Here is a 13,486-nt window from a genome sequence, read left to right as displayed (position 1 = left end):
GGCGGGTCACGCCAGGGCCAGGAACAACTTCTCCAGCTCCTCCTCGGTCATCTCCGGCTGCTCGCCGCGGTCGCGGGCCCCGGAGCAGTGCCGCATGCCGGAAGCGATGATCTTGAAGCCGGCCCGGTCGATCGCCTTCGACACCGCGGCGAGCTGGATCAGCGCCTCCCGGCAGTCCTGGCCGTTCTCCATCATCTCGATGACCGCGTTGAGCTGCCCACGCGCTCGCTTCAGCCGGGTCAACGCCTCGCCGGTCATCTCCGGACGCATCCTCATCTCGTCCACCTCCGTCGCCACCGTAGCACATACCCCGGGGGGTATGCCTGCGGCGCAGGTGGGAGGGGTGGTGGTGGAATGCGTCCTCCTTCATTTAAATATCGACATGTATTAAAGTGCGTGATGCCGGCCCGCTCGGGTACGGGCGGCCGCGCGTGGCCGCCTCGGCACCCCGCCTCACCTGGAGAAACACTCATGATCGGTAACTCCCCGGCGCGTCGCCGCACCCTGCTGGCCGCCGCCGCCGGCCTCGTCGTGGCCCCCTGGGCGGCGGCCGGCACCGCGCACGCGGCGGTCCCCAAGATCTACCTCGACCCCGGGCACGGGGGCACCGACCCCGGTGCGGTCGGCAACGGCCTCTCCGAGAAGAACCTCACCCTCAGCATCGCGTTGCAGACCCGGGACATCCTGCGGGCCAACTGGAACGTCGACGTACGGATGTCCCGGACCAGCGACATCACCCGCAGCCTCACGTACCGCACCGACGACGCCAACGCCTGGGGCGCGACGATCTTCGTCAGCATCCACATCAACTCCGGCGGCGGCACCGGCTTCGAGAGCTACCGGTACACCAGCACCAGCAGCAACACCGTCGCCCTGCACAACGCGATCCACTCCCGGGTCCTGGCGGGCATGCGCTCCGTCGCCTCGGTCACCGACCGCGGCACGAAGACCGCCAACTTCCACGTGCTGCGCGCCACCGCCATGCCCGCGGTGCTGACCGAGAACCTCTTCATCGACACGGTCTCCAACGCGAACCTGCTCAAGCAGGCGTCCTTCATCACCGCCACCGCCCGTGGCCACGCCAACGGCATCGCCAGCTACCTCGGTCTGTGACCGGTCCCGACCGTCGTCGGGGACGTCGCCGACGGCGGCCCCGACGACCCGTCGGACCCGCTCCAGCCGGCGGCGACCCGTCGGGCGGCCAGTTCGGTGCGGTTCCGTACCCCGAGTTTGCGGAAGATGTTGCCGAGGTGGAACTCGATCGTCTTGACCGAGACGAACAGCCGCTGGGCCGCCTCCCGGTTGCTGAGCCCGTCGGCGATCGTGGCGGCGACCCGCGCCTCGGCCCCGGTCAGCACCGGTCGGCCGGTCGGGCCCGCGAACCCGGGCCTCGCGTCGACGGTCGCCGACCGGCCGACCGGGCCCGTCCCACCGGCTGCCGGCCCGGCGACCGGCGCGGTGCGGTGCACGCCGGCGGTGGGGGCGGTGGCCGGCGGACCGGCGGCGGGGGTGGTGGCAGCCTGCGGGCCGGCGGTGCCGGGCGGGCCGGCGATGGCAGCGGTGCCTGGCGGGCCGGCGGTGGTAGCGGTGCTCGGCGGGTCGGCGGTGCCGGTGGTGGCCGGCGGGCCGGCGAGTAGCCGCAGGTCGCGCACCACCAGGGCGAGCATGCCGCCGGCCCCGGTGCGGGCGTACCCCGCGCACGCCTGCTCCAACAACCGGGCCGCGTTGCCCCGCCGGCCGGCCCGCCCGTGGTGCACGCCGAGCAACCAGGCGATCCGGGCGGCCAGTAGCTGCTCGGCGGGCCGGGTCAGCGCGGTGAGCGCGGCCGTCAGCGTCGCCACCGTCGTCGGCGCGTCCGGGTCGAGGATCCAGGACCGCCACGCCGGCAGCACCGACCCGCCCGGCCACGAGGCGGGCGGATCGTCGACCCCGGCGAGCAGATCGGCGGCCACTTCCGGACGGCCGGTCAGGGCATGATGGGTGGCCAGCTCCCAGCGGTGCTCGTACTGCAGCCCGGCGGTCACGCCGGTGTCCGTGGCCACCACCAGTTCGAGCAGGCCGGCCCAGGTCTCCCGGTCACCCCGGGCGAACGCCAACGCGGCCGTGCACTCGGGCAGGTGCCGGGCCACCCAGGCCGACCCGACCCGGGCGGCCAGCGCACGGGCCCGGTCGAGGTGGACGGCGGCCTGGTCCAGGTCACCGCGCAGCGCGTCGCACTTGGCTAACCAGGACGTCGCCTCGGCCTGCACGTCGAGGGTGCCGGAGAGCGCGGCGAGCCGCGCCGCCTCCCGTAGTTCCGCCTGCCCCCGGACCAGGTTGCCGGCCCACGCGTCGCCGACGCCGATCAACGCCAGCAGCCGGGCCCGGTCCGCCGGCGCGAGATCGAGAGCCGCGACCAGCGGGGCGAACCGCCGCGCCTCGTCCGGACGCATCAGGGTCATCACCGCGGTCAACGCGCACTCGACCAGCACCGGATCGTCACCGAAGGCGTTCGCGTCGAAGAGCCGTACCGCGGTGTCGAGGTGTGCCGGCCCCTCGGCGAGCCGGGCCCGGGTGGCCGCGGTCCCCGCCAGGGTCCGGTAGATCAGCTCGGTCCGGGCCGACCGGTCCGCCTCGCGGGCCGCCCGCACGCGGGCCAGCAGCGGCAGCATCTGGTGGCTGTCGGCGGTGCGGGACAGCGCGACGAACGCCTGGAAGACCAGGCGCGCGGCCCGCTCCGGGTCGGCGCGGTCGGCGGCGACCAGCAGGCGCTCGGCCGCTATCTCGTGGGACACCGGCCGAGCGTAGAACCGGGGTCCAAGCCTGGGGAATTCCCTGGTGCCCGCCCGGCCCCGGCCGGCACACACTGCTTCCACCCGGCCGGCCCACCGAGCGGCCGGCGTTGGCGAAGCGGATCGAGGTAGCACCATGAAGCGCAGGACCGTACAGATCGACACCATTCCCGCCGACGGGATCGAACTGGCCGACGAGCAGCTCGCCCGGATGCTCGGCGGCCTGCCGCGTCCCGGCGCCGGCTCGTCGAAGACCATCGACGACATTCCCGGCGGGGGACGACCGGACACCGACACCGACTTCTGATCCACTGCCGCCGACGGCCGGCCGGCCCGAACCGGCCGGCCGTCGGCGGTGACCGCCCGGAGCGCACATGATCCTCATCCTGACCGCCCCCGACGACGTGCACGCCGACGCCGCCGAGAAGGAACTGGGCCGGCGCGGGGCCGCCTGGGTCCGCTTCGACCCGGCCGACGTGCCGTCCCGCGCATCCCTGTCGGTGGCCCTCCGGGACGGACGACTGACCCGCACCCTGATCCGGCACGCCGGCCCGGACACCGCCGCCCCCCGGGTCGTCGACCTCGACGCGGTCACCGCCGTCTGGTTCCGCCGCCCCGGCGTCCCGGTCGCCCCCGCCCACCTCGCCGACCCGCACGCCGGTTTCGTGGTCGAGGAGAGCCGGCAGTTCGTCGGCGACGTCTGGGAGACCCTGGACGTGCCGACCCTGCCCGCCGCCCGACCGGTGGTGCTGCGGGCCCAGCAGAAGGTCCGCCAGCTCCAGCTCGCCCTGCGCCTCGGGTTCGACGTGCCGGCGACCGTGGCCGGCAACGACCCCGCCGCCGTGCTCGACCTGTTCGCCCACACCGGCGGCCACCTGATCACCAAACAGGTCGGGCTGTCCGACCTCGGCGACGAGCTGATGCGCTACACCGAACCGGTCGCCCACCGCGACATCGTCCACGTCGACGGGGTACGGCACTGCCCGTTCATCGCGCAGGCCCGGGTACCCAAGCGGGTCGAGCTGCGGGTCACCGTCGTCGGCGACCGGGTGTTCACCGCGGCCATCGACTCGCAGCGCTCCAACCACGCCCGCTACGACTGGCGGCGGCAGGACGACCGGAACACCCCGTTGAGCCGGTACGACCTGCCCGCCGACGTCGCCGCCCGGTGCGTGGCGCTGACCCGCGCGCTCGGGCTGCGCTACAGCGCCCTGGACCTGATCGTCACCCCCGACGACCGGTACGTCTACATCGAGATCAACCCCAGCGGCCAGTACCTGTGGGTCGAGGAGGAGACCGGGCTGCCCATCACGGCCGCCGTGGTCGACCTGCTCACCGGGGCCGCCCCCACCACCGGAGCCACCCCATGACCACCCTGGACCCGGCCCTGCTCGACGCGGCCCTCACCCTGGTACGGGAACTGACCACCGGACGCGCCGGACCGGACGAGGCCCGGCAGCGGCTCGCGTCGCTGCGGGAACGCTGGCCGCAGGCCGAACCCGCGATCGTGCGGGACGAGGAGACCAGCGACGGGTCGGTCTCCTTCGACCTGCTGCTGCGTGAGCCCGCCGGCACGGTCTCCGTGGCGTACAGCCCGGCGCCCGCGCTGCCGTGGCCGCTGCGCGGGGCCGTCCGGCACTCCGACCACCACCTCGCCCGGGTCGGCACCCGGACGCTGCGGGTGGGGGAGGCGCTGACCGCGCTCGACTTCCTCTGGTACGACCACGACGTGCTCGCCCGACTGGTCGACACCGGTCTGATCGCCGCCGACCTGGAACAGCACCCGGTCGACCTCACCGACGCCGAACTCCAGTCGGCCGCCGACGCGTACCGCCGGGCCAAGGGCCTGTTCGACCCGGCGTCGACGGCCCGGTGGCTGGCCGAGCGGGGACTGTCCGCCGAGGACTTCGCCGACCTGGTCGCCCACACGGTGGCGGTCGGCCGGCTGCGGGAGCAGGTGGTGGGTGACCGGCTGCCGGCCTGGTTCGCCGCGCACCGGTCCTCGTTCGACACCCTGGTGGTCGCCTGGGCCGCCGAGGGAACGCTGCCCACCGGCCGGGAGGCGGCGCTGGCGGCGGTGGCCGCGGCGGTCCGCGCCGGCCGGGCGGCCGGGGTGCTGCGGACCGTCGCCGCCGTGGCGGCACCCGAACTCCGCGACACCGACCGGCCGGTGTTGACGACGGTCGCCGGTACCCCGGTGACGGCCGTGGTGGTGGACCGGGAACCGGCCGAACTGGACGCCCGCACCCGTCCGCTGGCCGAACGGGCCATGTTCGACGAGTGGCTGGCGCAGCGGCGGGCCGGCACCGACGTCGAGTGGTTCTGGCTGCCCCGGGACCGGACGACCCGGGTCCGGTGATCCGCCGCCGGCGGCGGGTGCCGGTGGTGCTACAGGTCGCCGCCACCGACTGCGGGCCCAGCGCGCTCGCCATGCTGCTCGCCGCGTCCGGCCGGGCGGTGCCCGTGTCGCAGCTGCGGGCCCGGCTCGACGTCGGCCGGGACGGCCTGAGCCTGCGTGAGCTGCGGGACGCGGCGCAGGAGCACGGGCTGCGCTGCCGGGCGATCGCGCTGCCGGCGCTGCGGCAGGACGCCACCCGGCTGCGGGAACTGGCGATGCCCCTGGTGGCGCACTGGAACGGCGACCACTACGTGGTGGTGGAACGGGCCCACCGGCGCGGCATCGACGTCGTCGACCCGGCCGTCGGCCGGCGGCGGCTGTCACCCGCGCAGTTCGCGGCCGGCACGACCGGGGTGGTGCTGCTGGCCGAACCCGCCGGTCCCGCCCCGCCGGCCGTGCCGGGCCCGGCACCGGTACGGGACCTGCTGGTGCCGGTGCTGCGCCGGCACACCGGGCTGCTCACCCTGCTGACGGCGGCCTCGGCGCTGCTCACCGTGACCGGCCTGGCCGTACCGTGGGCCACCGCCGCCATCATCGACGCCACGGCACCCCCGTCGACGTCGTGGTTGGTCGCCGTGGCCGCGCTGGCCGTGGTCACCGGGGCGCTGTCGCTGGCGCGCGGGCTGACCGTGACCGCCCTGCAACGCCGGATCGGCACCCGGCTCGGCACCGACACCGTGCGCCGGCTGTTCGAGGTGGTCTACCGGTACTTCCACCGGCGGTCGGCCGGTGACCTGGTCGACCGGGTCCGGGCGGTGGGCGGCGTCCGCGACCTGCTGGCGTCGTCGCTGGTGGCGACCGCGCTCGACGCCCTGCTGGTGGTCGGCTACCTGACCGTGGTGACCGTGCTGGCCCCGGTGCTGGGCCTGGTGGCCGCCGCTGTCATCGCCGTGCAGGCCGGTACGGCGCTGTGGGTGGGCCGCCGATCCGGCGCGCTGCACCGGGAGGAACTGCTCGCCTCCGGTGAGGAGGCGGCCCGGCTGGCCGACGCGGTGCAGGGCATGGCGGCGATCCGGGTGGCCGGAGCCCAGCAGCGGGTGCTGCGGCGCTGGCAGGAGTCGTTCGAGCGGGGGGTCGAGGCGGCGTACCGGCTGGCCCGGCTGTCGGCGGCCTCCGACGCGTTCCTCGCCGCCTGGTCGATGGCCAGCCCGGTGCTGATGCTGCTGGTGGCGGCCCGGCACGCCGACTCACCGGGCCGGGCGGCCGGCCTGGCCGCGCTCGCCGTCGCCGCGATCACCCCGGCGGTGGCGCTGGCGCAGCGGCTGCCGTCGTTCACCCTGCTGGCACCCACCGTGGACCGGCTGGCCGACATCGCGGACGCCCCGGTCGAACAGCCCACCCCCGGCCGGCCGGCGCCCCCGCTGACCGGGCTGGTCACCCTGACCGGGGTGGGCTTCCGGTACGACCGGCGGTCGCCCTGGGCGCTGCGCGGGGTGACCGCCGTGATCCGGCCGGGCGCGAAGGTCGCGGTGGTCGGTGGCTCCGGCAGCGGCAAGAGCACCCTGGTCGGGCTGCTGACCGGGCTGTACCCGCCGACCGAGGGCCGGATCCACCTCGACGGGCTCGACCTGGCCACGCTGGACCTGTCCTCGGTACGCCGGCAGATCGGGGTGGTCCTGCAGGAGCCCTACGTCGGCGCGGGCACCCTGCGCGAGGCGCTGACCCTGTCCCGGCCGGACGCCTCGGACGCCGCCATCGCCCGGGCGATCCGGCTGGCCGCGCTGGACGACGACGTGGCGGCCCTGCCGATGGGACTGCAGACCAGGATCGGCGACGGCGGGGCGGGCCTGTCCGGCGGGCAACGCCAGCGGGTCGCGCTGGCCCGGGCGCTGCTGGCCGAACCGGTGCTGCTCATCCTGGACGAGGCGACCAGCGCGCTGGACACGGTGACCGAGGCGGCGGTCGAGGCGGGCCTGCGGACGCTGCCGGTGACCCGGGTGGTCATCGCGCACCGGTTGTCGACGGTCGCCGACGCCGACCTGGTGCTGGTGCTCGACGGCGGCCGGCCGGTGGAGTACGGGCCGCCCGACGTCCTGCTGGCCGCCGGTGGCCCGTTCGCCCGGCTGGCCGGCGTGTCCGCCGGCCCGGTCCGACCGGGCCCGCCCGCCCGCCCCTGATCCGTCGGACGGGTGCCCACCGGGGCCGGTGGGCACCACCGGATCAGCCGGTGGTGGCGGCGTACAGCGCTGCGGCGATCGGTCCTCTCCTCCGGCCAACCGGGGCGTCCTGGCAAGGCGGGTCCCGCCCGGAGCGACCGGGCGGACCGATCGTGTCGGTCGCTACTGTTAGCCTCCCTCCAGTCGTCGATCATGACGGGTTTCGTGTGGAATCTGGTGAATTCGTCACTGCGGAGGGTGTTGGCTGATGGGCTGGCTAGCGGTGGGAGACTCGTACGAGATCTCCCTCGTGGACGGAAAGGTGGCAGCCCGGTCGGCCGGCCCACGCGCCACCGGCCGTCCACTCAAGACCCTGCCGAAGGCGCTCCGGGACGATCCCGAGGTGGACCGGCTGCGGCAGCTCGCCCAGTGGCTGGACCGGCACGCCGCCGAGTGCCAGGCCCGGGTCGACGCCTGGGTGGTGTCCTCGCTGCCGGTGCCGACCGCGCTGCTGGCCCGGGTCTGGCCGGACCCGGCCTGGCGGGACGCGCTGCGTGACCTCGTCGTGCTCGGCGACGACCCCGCCGCGCCGGGCTTCCTCCGGGACGTCACCGACGCCGGCGACCTGCGGGTGGTCGACCTCGACGGGGAGACCGTCCGGCTCACGCCCGCCAACGCCCGGCTGCCCCATCCGGCGCGGCTGCCCGCCCTGGCCGACCTGCGTGAGTTCGCCGACGAACTGGACATCACCCAGCGGGTCGCGCAACTGCACCGGGGGACCTGGGACCGGCCCGCCGACCTGCCCGACCGGGACACCACGGTCACCGACTTCCGGGGCACCCGGGTCCCCAACCGACTGGCCGTCCGGGCCGCCACGTTCGGCTTCCAGGTCTCCGGCGCGCAGGTCAGGTGCCGGGTCTGGGAGGCCGGCCGGACGGTCGAGGCCGCCCTGCGGTTCGACGAGGACTACTGGGACTCCGAGGCGACCCTCGGCGGTCTCACCTGGTCGGTGGTGGACGGTCCGACCCTGCGGTTGGTCGAGGTCGGGCCGGTGGCCTGGTCGGAGGGGATGCGGATGGCGACGGCCCTGACCGGCGCCGCGACCGGAACGGAGCGGGCGGCATGACCGGGACGGACACCCGAACGACCGGGAACGGCACGCACACCGGTCCGGCGGGAGCCGGGACGGACGACGCAAGGACCGGGAGCGGAATGGACACCAGCGCGATCGGGAGCATGCTGGCCGCCGGTGCGGTACTGCCGGCGACCACCACCGGGGCCGGCGACCGGGCGGTGCCCCTCACCGCCCGCGCCTACCGGCACCCGGTCCTCGGCGACCGCCCGGTGGTCCGCCTGGTCGACGCCGCCCTCGGCGCGGGCGAGGACGCCGCCGTCGGGTTCCTCGGCCTGACCCCGGCTGCCGAACCCGCCGTCGTCGGGCTCGGCCCGCGCCGCCCGCTGGCCTTCCCCGAGTGGGTGCTGGTGCACCATCCGGCCGACGGCCGGCACGTCCTGGCGGTGCTGCCGGAACTGGACAGGCTCGCCAGACAGGCCCGGTCCCGGCCGAAGGTCGCCCTGGACGGACACCTGGCCGTCGCCGACCGGTTCGCCCGTACCCTGCCGCACGTCCTGCCCACGTTCTTCGAGCAGGCGGCACGGACGTTCCTGGCCGCCGGACAGGACACCTACGCGTCGCAGCTGTTCAACAAGGCCCGCCGGGCGGAGGCCCAGCACGGCCTGCCGATCGACCTGAACCGGCTCGACGAGGTCTACCTGGAGTTCGCCGCCGCCAAGGTGGTGTCCGGGGCCGCGCTGGCCGGTTACGCGAAGGAACTCGCTGCCCAACTGCCGCCCGCCGAGGCCCTGGACCGGTTCTGCCGGCTGGCGCTGCGCGCCGCGTCCGCCGGGGTGGCCCCGTCCACCCAGTCCGCCACCGCGGTGAACCGACTGGTCCGGGCGGCCGGCCGGGCCGACACCGGGGCCGCCGACCGGGTGGCCGCCTACCTGACCGAGCTGCTCCGGCTACCGGCCACCGCCGAGGCGCCGGCCGGCTGGTGGAAGGCCCACCTGCCGGCGGTCACCGCGCTGGCCGCCAGCGACCCGGCGATCCGCGGCAGCCTGCTCGACCTGATGCCCACCGACCGGGACCAACTGGTCGCCTGGCTGACCCTGCTGACCGACACCGGCGCGCTCGCCGGACTCGCCGACCCGGACGTCCCTGACCCGGCCCGGCCGCGCGACGGTGCCGTCGGTTGGCTGCGCCGCTTCCTCGACCGGGCCACCTCCGGCTACCGCCCCCGCCGGCTGACGGCGCTGTACCCGCTGGTCGAACGGCTGGCCGACCGGCTGCGCACCGAACTCGCCGACCAGGGCGGAACCCTCACCGTCAGCGACGACCTGGACCTGCTCGACCTGCTGCTCGCCCTCGACCTGCCGGTGACCGCACCGGCCGAGCGCGACACCCTGGACCTGGCGCACTGGGTCCGGACCGGGGGAGAGCGGAACCTGTTCGCGCTGGCCGGCGACGCCCGGTTCACCGCTGCCCTGCACCGTGGGCTGGCCCGACTCGACAACGAGCCGGAAACCCTGCGCCGGGTGGCCGACACGCCGGGCCTGCAGCCGCTACTGGCCGACTGGCTGCGCGAGCGGCTCCGCGACCGGTTCGCCGCCGGGCTGCCATGCCTGCCGGAGTCGCTTGACTGGCTGGGCGGACTCCCGGTCGAGGCCCTCCGACTGATCTCCGCCGACACCGCCACCGGGCGCGCGGACACCGCCACCGGGCGCGCGGACCACGGTCCGGGCGGTGACCTCGGGTGGGCCCTCGGCGTCGACCTCGCCGAGCGGGCCGCCGCCAGCCTGCGTGGCGGGATCTTCGCCGAGCTGGGCTGGCCGGCCTGGGAAACGGCCTGGCAGGAGGTGACCGGCGGGGACCACCGGGTCGAGCTGACCCGCCAGGAAGCCTGGCCGTACGCGATCCTGGCCGGCCCGACCACGGTACGCGTGTTCGACGCCGAGGGCATCGTGCTCCGCCACGACCTGCGCATCCCCGCCGGTGACGTCTGGGGCCGGCCCGGCTACCACTACGTCGACGGCCACCTGCTGGTGTACTGGCGCTCCCCGGACCTCGGTTACCACCTGCGCGGCTACTGGCACTCGGCCCCCGACGAGCCGCAGCCCCTCCAGGGCCGCACCCGGGGCAGCGAGCCCCGCCGCAACACGGTCACCCTGCCGCTGGCCGGCGGGGGCCGGACCACCGGCGGGGGAGTGCTGCACCCCGGGGACTCCGCCGTCCCGGACGAACTGCCGGTCATCACCGACGGCACCACCCACTGGGTGTACCGGGACAACGGCACCGGCAGCGAAGACGGCTGGCACGAGTACGACCCGGTCGGTGGCAGCCCCGGCCCGCGCGGCCTGCCCGGGTTCCTGGCCGATCTGCCGGCCGGGGAGCGCCTCACCGAGCGGGCGAGCTGGCTGCGGCCGGCGCTGTCCGGGCGGGCCACCCCGGCCGCCGTACCGGTGGACGGCCTGCTCGGCTGGCGGGTCGTCACCCTCCCGGACGGCTCGGTGCGCGGTACGGACCTGGCCGGCCGGAGCGTCGCCGTGCCGGCCGGGCAGAGACCGGTCGCGCTGCTTATGCTCCCCGGTGACGACCGACCCCGGGCGGTGCTGAGCAACCTGGCCCTGCTCGACCCGGACGGTGTCGTGTCGGCGGTCGGCGGCGAACCCGGCGGGGACCTTGGCCCCAGGGGGATGCCGCTGCCCGGCCCGGCGTTCCTCGGCAACCTGCTGCCCCGGGACCCGGCCGGCTCGGCCGCGCTGCGCCGGATCGACCGGGACACGGTGGCCGGGCTGCTCACCGCCGCCGTCGCCGAACGCCACGCCGCGCTGGCCGGGGCGTCGACCGGCCGTCCCGGCACCACCCCGGCAGCCACGGTCGGCGCAGCGGTCCCGGCACCCGTCGCCGGGGCACCGGCCGCACCGGCCGGCACCCCGGAACCCGCCGCCGATCCGCTGGTCGAGCTGGTCCGGTCGACGGTGCCGGCGATCAGCCAGCCCGCGCTGCTCGCCGGGGTGGCGGGCGTGCTGCGGCTGGCCGCCCGGGTCCGTACCGACCTGGACGCGACGACCGAACGGATCACCCGGGCGCTGTCCGCGTCGGTCCCGGCGTCGACCGGCACCGTCGACGGACCCACCGACCGGCGGCTCGGCGTGGCGCTGGACGGCCTGCGTGGCTCCGCCCGCCCGGAGGCCACCCAGCCGCACGCCTTCACCCAGTTCCAGGCGTTCACCGCCCAGCGGTCCGCGACCGGCGGCCCCGACCCCGCCGTACGGCTGCACCTGGACGGGCCGGCGCTGCCCGGTGCGCTGTCCTGGTGGCCGCTGCTGGACGGGGTGGCGGCGGTCGCCTACCGGGCGGTCGCGGCGGTCACCCCGGACGACCACCGGGACGACCTGCGTGCCCTGCTCACCGCGCTGGACCGGCTCGACCTGGGTACCGCGACCGAACCGGCCCGGTGGCGCCGGTTCCGGCTGCACCTGCTCGATGACGACCTGACCGACCCGCAGGGCAACCGCCGGTATCCCCGGCCGGGCATCCTGCCGCTGCCCGACGGGGCGTTCCTCGCCGTGCTCACCGCCGGCGGCACCCGGACCGGCTACCACCTGGACGCGCTGTACCACGACCCGACCGGGGTGTTCGCCGTGCCCGAGCCGTACACGGTGGACTCCTCGACCCCGGTCGGCGCCGACCGGCCGGCCGGCTGGCTGGCCCGCTTCCACACCGAGTGGACCACGCGCGGTCCGGTGCCGTGGCGGCCGGAGCCGGCCGAGCGGTTCGCCGAGCTGACCGGGGTCACCCCCACCGCCGCGAAGCTGGTGCTGGCCGGTGTGCCGTACGCCGACTCGGCCGGCAGCGTCCCCGCCGAGCTGCGCAAGGCGCTCGGCATCCGGCAGGCCGCCGAGGTCAAGCTGGCCTTCGGCGTACTGGCCGAGGCCAGCCCGCAGCTGCGGCGGGCCGTGGTCGGGGCGCTGCTGCCGGACGATCCGGCCCGGCTGTGGACCGACGGCCCGGACGTCGCCGCCGCCGCGGCGGTCTGGAACGCCGCCCTGGGCCGCCGGGTGGTGGTGCCCGAACACCTGCTCGCCGAGGCGGTCCGCGCCATCCGCACCGGCTGGAGCCCGGCCCGGGCGCTGCCGGCGCTGCTCGACCCGGCCCGTTCGGCCGAACTGGGCACCGACCTGGCCTTCCAGATCAGCGGTGACCGGGCCCGCCCGGTCGACGACCGGGCCACCGGCTTCACCGGTGAGGTGCTCGTCTCGACGGTCCGGCTGGCCGCCTGGGTCGCCCACCACACCCCGGCCGGTGACCCGTGCCGGGCCGCGTTGCCGGCCGCGCTGGCCGCGCTCCGGGACCGGCTGACCAACCCGCACCTGCTGCTCGACCTCGACCGGTACGTCTCCCTGACCGACTTCCGCCAGGTGGCCGGCACCCCGTCGGAGACCGGTCCGGGCTGGGAGCGGTACGGCGCGATCGTGCTGGCCACCCACGACGACCAGCCGTCGCCGGCGCTGCGGCCGGACCTGCTCGACGCCGACGGGACCGACCCGTACCTGCCGGCGCTGCGGCCCGACGCGGCCCAGCCGTACCCGACGGAGGTGGCCCTGCGGCTGGTCCGCGACCCGCGGTTCGCGGCGCTGCTCGCCGACCCCGGGGTCCCGGCCGACGGCGACCGGACCACCGACGGGACGTGGTGGCCGCAGGACCCCACCCGGTCGGTGCCCGACCTGGTCACCGAGGCGGCCACCGCACACGGTCTGGGTGCCGACGCGGCGGCGGTGTACCTGATGCTGCTCGCCATGCCGGACCCCACCGACCGCAACACGGCGAAGTGGACCGGCTGGAAACCGGCCCGGCTGAAGGCGGCCCGCGCCGAACTGGCCGGCACCGACCTGGTCGTCACGGCCACCCGGCCCGGGGCCGGCCGGTCACTCTTCCTGCCCGGCCCGTGGCTGGCGCCCGGAAGCGGACACCCTCCGGTCGAGGGCTGGAAGGCCGCCCTGTTCGACCTGACCCCCGACGGTACCGCCGCGCTCGGTGTCACCGTGCCCGGCGAACCGGTCGCCGACCTGTACCGGCGGGCCTGGCGACGGCTCCGCGACGGCGACCGGCCCCGCCTCGACACCCCGTCCACCCGCAGCCCGCGCTGACCCCCACCTGA

General features: G+C 76.0%; 9 protein-coding genes. 7 read left to right on the top strand and 2 right to left on the bottom strand.

Going from position 1 to position 13,486, the window contains the following annotated elements; all coding sequences use genetic code 11:
- Positions 1-6: 6 nt before the first annotated feature.
- Positions 7-276, bottom strand: coding sequence for a metal-sensitive transcriptional regulator (locus tag PVK37_RS25055; protein ID WP_275030264.1), 270 nt, complete (start codon positions 274-276; stop codon positions 7-9).
- 195 nt (positions 277-471) lie between these two features.
- Between PVK37_RS25055 and PVK37_RS25050 the strand changes: the two genes are divergently transcribed.
- Positions 472-1,113 carry an N-acetylmuramoyl-L-alanine amidase gene (locus PVK37_RS25050; RefSeq protein WP_275030263.1) on the top strand — a complete coding sequence of 214 codons (642 nt, stop codon included), beginning with the start codon at positions 472-474 and terminating at the stop codon, positions 1,111-1,113.
- Here PVK37_RS25050 and PVK37_RS25045 read toward each other — a convergent pair.
- Positions 1,098-2,774 carry a helix-turn-helix domain-containing protein gene (locus tag PVK37_RS25045; protein WP_275030262.1) on the bottom strand — a complete coding sequence of 559 codons (1,677 nt, stop codon included), beginning with the start codon at positions 2,772-2,774 and terminating at the stop codon, positions 1,098-1,100. The two genes, PVK37_RS25050 and PVK37_RS25045, sit on opposite strands and share 16 nt — an antisense overlap.
- 133 nt (positions 2,775-2,907) lie before the next feature.
- Between PVK37_RS25045 and PVK37_RS25040 the strand changes: the two genes are divergently transcribed.
- The 6 genes from PVK37_RS25040 to PVK37_RS25015 all read left to right on the top strand — a co-directional run bounded on the left by PVK37_RS25040 (position 2,908) and on the right by PVK37_RS25015 (position 13,475).
- Positions 2,908-3,078 carry a putative ATP-grasp target RiPP gene (locus tag PVK37_RS25040; protein ID WP_275030261.1) on the top strand — a complete coding sequence of 57 codons (171 nt, stop codon included), beginning with the start codon at positions 2,908-2,910 and terminating at the stop codon, positions 3,076-3,078.
- A 67-nt stretch (positions 3,079-3,145) separates the two neighbouring features.
- Positions 3,146-4,141, top strand: coding sequence for an ATP-grasp domain-containing protein (locus tag PVK37_RS25035; RefSeq protein WP_275030260.1), 996 nt, complete (start codon positions 3,146-3,148; stop codon positions 4,139-4,141).
- A complete protein-coding gene (locus PVK37_RS25030; protein WP_275030259.1) occupies positions 4,138-5,130 on the top strand; it encodes a TIGR04500 family putative peptide maturation system protein in 993 nt (330 codons plus the stop codon). Before PVK37_RS25035 ends, PVK37_RS25030 begins: the two co-directional genes overlap by 4 nt.
- Complete coding sequence (locus PVK37_RS25025; protein WP_275030258.1) at positions 5,088-7,286, top strand: peptidase domain-containing ABC transporter; 2,199 nt, start codon at positions 5,088-5,090, stop codon at positions 7,284-7,286. Before PVK37_RS25030 ends, PVK37_RS25025 begins: the two co-directional genes overlap by 43 nt.
- 247 nt (positions 7,287-7,533) lie before the next feature.
- A complete protein-coding gene (locus PVK37_RS25020; RefSeq protein ID WP_275030257.1) occupies positions 7,534-8,391 on the top strand; it encodes a DUF4132 domain-containing protein in 858 nt (285 codons plus the stop codon).
- Positions 8,392-8,477: 86 nt separating this feature from the next.
- Positions 8,478-13,475, top strand: coding sequence for a hypothetical protein (locus tag PVK37_RS25015; RefSeq protein ID WP_275030256.1), 4,998 nt, complete (start codon positions 8,478-8,480; stop codon positions 13,473-13,475).
- Positions 13,476-13,486: the final 11 nt, after the last annotated feature.

It is taken from the genome of Micromonospora cathayae (assembly GCF_028993575.1).
Lineage (GTDB): Bacteria > Actinomycetota > Actinomycetes > Mycobacteriales > Micromonosporaceae > Micromonospora > Micromonospora cathayae.
The sequence above is the reverse complement of the archived record's forward strand: the minus strand, read 5'-3'. Positions and strand labels throughout refer to the sequence as shown.

Excerpts from the sequence above, each read along its gene's own strand:
- PVK37_RS25020 (WP_275030257.1), top strand. The coding sequence starts at position 7,534 with ATGGGCTGGCTAGCGGTGGGAGACTCGTACGAGATCTCCCTCGTGGAC.
- PVK37_RS25015 (WP_275030256.1), top strand. The coding sequence starts at position 8,478 with ATGGACACCAGCGCGATCGGGAGCATGCTGGCCGCCGGTGCGGTACTG.
- PVK37_RS25050 (WP_275030263.1), top strand. The coding sequence starts at position 472 with ATGATCGGTAACTCCCCGGCGCGTCGCCGCACCCTGCTGGCCGCCGCC.
- PVK37_RS25030 (WP_275030259.1), top strand. The coding sequence starts at position 4,138 with ATGACCACCCTGGACCCGGCCCTGCTCGACGCGGCCCTCACCCTGGTA.
- PVK37_RS25035 (WP_275030260.1), top strand. The coding sequence starts at position 3,146 with ATGATCCTCATCCTGACCGCCCCCGACGACGTGCACGCCGACGCCGCC.
- PVK37_RS25055 (WP_275030264.1), bottom strand. The coding sequence starts at position 276 with ATGAGGATGCGTCCGGAGATGACCGGCGAGGCGTTGACCCGGCTGAAG.
- PVK37_RS25040 (WP_275030261.1), top strand. The coding sequence starts at position 2,908 with ATGAAGCGCAGGACCGTACAGATCGACACCATTCCCGCCGACGGGATC.